1 protein-coding gene is annotated in these 436 nt (G+C 49.1%); it reads left to right on the top strand.

Features of this window, described 5'->3' with window-relative positions:
- Positions 1 to 436 (top strand): hypothetical protein (locus ACTHTJ_RS10915; RefSeq protein WP_440362696.1); only part of this gene is annotated, 436 nt, incomplete at both ends.

Raw genomic sequence — 436 nt, forward strand, 5'->3', positions numbered from 1 at the left:
TTTGTGTTGTTTGGTTTGTTGGTGGTGTTGGGTGTGTGTGGTGGGTGGTTGTGGGTGGTGTTGGTGGTGGTGGGGGGTTGTTTGGGGTTGTTTGTTGTGGGGGTGGGGGGGGGGTGGGTGTTTTTGTTTTTTTGGTTTTTTGTGTTTGGTTGGTTGTTTGGGTGTGTGGTTTGTGTTTTGTTGGTTGTGGTGTTTGTGGTGGGGTTTTGTGTGTTTTTGGTGTTGTTTTGTTTGGGGTTGTTGGGTTGTTTGGGTGTTTGTTGTTGTGGGTGTGGTTTGGTTGGTTGTTGTTGGTGGGTGGTGGTTGGGGTGGTGTGGATTTTTTGGGTGTGTTGTGTGGGGTTTTGTTGTGGGGGGTTGGGTTGTTGGTTGTGTGTTTGTGTTTGTGTTTTGGTGGGGGTGGGTTTGGTGTGGTTTCGTTTGTTTTGTGTGGGGG

The organism is Neisseria sp. P0018.S001, from assembly GCF_051957355.1.
In the GTDB taxonomy this organism is placed as follows: Bacteria; Pseudomonadota; Gammaproteobacteria; order Burkholderiales; family Neisseriaceae; genus Neisseria; species Neisseria subflava_A.